Origin of the sequence: Streptomyces oryzae, assembly GCF_017676365.1 — a bacterium.
In the GTDB taxonomy this organism is placed as follows: Bacteria; Actinomycetota; Actinomycetes; order Streptomycetales; family Streptomycetaceae; genus Streptomyces; species Streptomyces oryzae.
This window is the reverse complement of record NZ_JADKMA010000354.1, coordinates 1-3,210: the sequence shown is the minus strand read 5'-3', so window position 1 is coordinate 3,210 and position 3,210 is coordinate 1. Positions and strand designations below refer to the sequence as shown.

Sequence of the window (3,210 nt, the reverse complement as noted above, 5' to 3'; positions counted from 1 at the left end):
CACCACGCCCGACGCGGTGAGTCTCAACAACGGCACCGCCCAGCCGCCGGTGTCCACCAGCCACCCGCTCCCCGGCCCCCGTGCCGCCCGCCGCTCAGGCGGTGGACGGGCCAAGGCATCCCAGGTGATCGCGCAGCTTCGGGCCGAACTGGACGAACTGACGGCCACCGAACCCGATGCGACCGTTGAGATCAGTTGGCGGGTCGTGGAATGAGCGGAACGAGGCGTGTGCGGTGACGACCACGACGAGCACGAGCGCGGAGGCCACCACCAGTGCGGTACGGCTCAATGCCGCCACCATCGCCCAGTACCTCGCGTCCCAGCCCGGCCTGAGCCCGGGCAAGCGCCGGGCCGTACTGCTGCGCGCGGCGCCGCGCTGGGACGGCCCGGCCGAGCTGGCGTGGGGCGAGCACCGACAGGCGTCGGTGGCCACCGCGCCCTCGCCGCTGGCCGCGTACGAGCTGGTGCTGGCGCACCGGGCGCCGGCGGCGCCCGGTCCCGATGTACTGGTGGTGCTCACCGACCGCGAAGAGGCCGAACTCGGACCCGATCTCCTTGCCAAGGTGCACCGGCACCGGGTCAACGCGGTGGACACCTGGGACGTCGTCCGGGAGTCCTTCGGCGCGGTCAGTACCGACCGCCGACTGGTGGACGAGAACTGGGCCGCTGAGGCGCTGCTGGACGCCACCCCGCCGAGCGGCTGGCCGCGGCTCCGTGGCGGGGTGCTCTCCCGGGACAAGGCACTGAGCGAACTCACGCTCCGCAGGCTCGGCATCGGCCGGTACGACCCGGACCGGGACCAGCCGCATGCCCTGTCCGCGAGCGGCGACGAACTCGATATCCACACGCTGCTGCACTGGTCGCTGGCGTCCGGCGGCCCGGACCGCTACCTGGCGCTGCGCGCGCCCGAGCGCGCCGGTATCGCCGCGTTCCTCGGCTCCTCGGACCAGGCGGGCCAGGCCGGACGGACACTGCTCGCCCTGGTCGAAGCCGGGCACGGGCCGGACGCCGTCGCCTTCGGTCTGGTCTGCGCCGCGCTGTGGGTGCATGCCGACGCGGCAGCGGACGCGGAGAACTACCGGGCCCGGGGGCGGGCCGAGCGCTGGTTCGGGGAGGAGCCGCCCGCCCAGGGAGAGGCCCTGGACGCACTCGTGGCGGCCTTCGGCCGATCCTGCGAGGAGTTCGTCTCGGGCCTGCTGCTGACGGGACGGTCGTCTTACGGCGACTCGGCGGCGGCTGCGCGGCGCCTGTCCGGTTCCGTCCACGACCGCGCGGCCTTCCTGGCGCGGCAGTTCGGCGCCGAAGAGGCCACCCGTACGAGCCCGCTGTTGGCCGCGGGGCTCGAGGCCCGTTTCACCGCCGTCGGCGAAGCGCTCCTGACCGGCCGGCAGGACCGGATCGCGCAGGCGGTGGCGGCACTCGACGACCACCGGCTCGCGCCTGAACCCGATACCCGGCCCCGCATCGAACGGGCGTGCATGGCACAGCGGCTCACCCGATGGCTCACGGCCCGGCCGGAGGTGGAGGACGAGGCGGAGAGCCACAGCGTGCGGGATGCCGTCAGCCAGCATGTCTCCGACACCGGCTGGGTGGACCTCGCGCTCGACCACATCGAGTCCGGCGGGGACCCCGATGCGACGCTGAGATCCGCCTACGACGCCCTGGGTGCCTCCGTACGCGCCCGCCGCCGGGATATCGACCGGCACTTCGCCAGGTCCCTCGCAGCCTGGACGGCGGGCGGCAGGCCCCCGGAGGACATGCTGACGGTGGAGACCTTCCTGCCCAAGGTCGTCGCCCCTGTCGTGAAGGCGGGTGAGCGCCGGGTGCTGCTGGTGGTCCTCGACGGGATGAGCGCCGCCATCGCCGCCCAGCTCGGCGAGGAACTGCGCGAGCACTGGGTGGAGTACGACCCGCTGCCCAAGGCAAAGGGCATTCCGGTACGGCGGGCGATGGCCGCCGCGCTGCCCACCGTGACGGCCGTGTCGCGAACTTCTCTGTTCGCCGCCCGCCTCATGACCGGCACCCAGGTGGACGAGAAGCGGCTCTTCCCCGAGCACCGCTTCTGGGGCGAGGAGGAAGCCGCCGTCTTCCACAAGGACGACCTGCGTGGCGACACCAGCGGCGCCCCCCTCGGGCCCGAGCTGCACGAGGCGCTGATCAGTGACCGTACGCATGTCGCCGTGGTGCTCAACACCATTGACGACCGGCTTGCCACGGAGCAGAAACTCGGCGACGGCGCCTGGCGGCTCGGGGACATAGGGCGGCTGCGGGACCTGCTGCGCTTCGCCGCCGCCCAGGGCCGGGCGGTGATCCTCACCAGCGACCACGGTCATGTCATCGACCGGCACGGCGTGCGGGTCGAGGCCGGCCCCGACCATGTGGAATCCGCCCGGCACCGGTCCGGAAGGGGTCCGCTCGCCGAGACGGAGATTGCTCTCTCGGGACCGCGTGTGGTCGCCCCGGAGCCCGGCGGGGACATCGTCGCGCTGTGGGACGCCGACTCCCGCTACACCTCGCGGAAGGCCGGCTACCACGGCGGGGCTTCTCTGGCCGAGGTCGCCATCCCCGTGCTGGCCTTCCTCCCCTTCGGGGCGGTGCCGCCGAGCGGCTGGCGCGAGCTGGGCAGCCAGCAGCCGCCGTGGTGGTCGCTGACGTCGGTCGACTCGGACCGCACGGAAGGACGCCCGGCAGCGGCAGCCGCCCCGGTGAAGAAGAAGACACCCAAGCAAGCCCGGACAGACGCCGAACTGGCAAGGAGCCACGACTCGCTCTTCGAGGTGTCGCTGATCCCCTCGGAGAGCGACGGTGCTCTGCTCTCCCACCATCTGGTATCACCGAACGACGCGCTGGTCAGCGGCCTGATGTCGTCCGAGGTCTTCGTGGCGCAGGTGGAGCTGCTCGCCCGCAAGCCCCGCCAGGCGGAGCTGGCAAGAGTCGAGAAGGCCGTACGGGCTCTGCTGGACGCCGGCGGAACACTCCCCGTCACCGCCCTGGCCCAACGCATCAGCCTGCCCGCTACGAGGGCCGCCGACGGCTTCGCCGCCGTACTCCGGCAGCTGCTCAACCACGACGGCGTGCAGGTGCTGGAGACCCTGCCGGACGGCCGGACGCTGCGGCTGCACCCAGGACTGCTGCGGGACCAGTTCGAGCTTTGACCAGCTAAGGAGCCTGCAGGGGGTGCCGTGCCGGGCGGGGCGGCCCGCCCGGCAC

The 3,210-nt window shown here is 72.8% G+C and carries 2 protein-coding genes; both read left to right on the top strand.

Going from position 1 to position 3,210, the window contains the following annotated elements; all coding sequences use genetic code 11:
* A partial coding sequence (locus ITI46_RS33890; protein WP_209243806.1) for a hypothetical protein occupies positions 1-214 on the top strand: 214 nt, incomplete at its 5' end.
* Positions 215-233: 19 nt separating this feature from the next.
* Positions 234-3,155 (top strand): BREX-2 system phosphatase PglZ, encoded by a 2,922-nt coding sequence (pglZ, locus tag ITI46_RS33885; RefSeq protein WP_307808431.1) that lies wholly within the window; start codon positions 234-236, stop codon positions 3,153-3,155.
* The last annotated feature ends 55 nt before the right edge of the window (positions 3,156-3,210 follow it).